Here is a 270-nt window from a genome sequence, read left to right on the forward strand (position 1 = left end):
AGATAAACTGGGTGTCCTTGTCAGCGCGGTATTCGACTACCGAGGTCACCGGGCTGTACCACTCGTCCCCGCGTTCCTTGCCGTACTCCCCGAGCTGCTCGACAGTGCCCTTCGCCTCGTCGATGCGGTACTCCACCGCGCGACTGTAGTTGCCGGCAAGCTTCGTTGGCGAAAAGTTGCGCCCCCAGCCGTTGTCGAACACGCTCAGCGTGCCTTTGCCGGTGAGCCAGGCCGTGTGCTGGGTCCAGGACCAGTCGAAGCCTTCGGCGT

At 63.3% G+C, this 270-nt stretch carries 1 protein-coding gene; it reads right to left on the reverse strand.

Features of this window, described 5'->3' with window-relative positions:
• Positions 1 to 270: aryl-sulfate sulfotransferase (locus AC0KVN_RS27670; protein WP_483656853.1), on the reverse strand; the 270-nt coding region annotated here is incomplete at both ends.

Source organism: Sphingobium sp. SG1, from assembly GCF_057063145.1.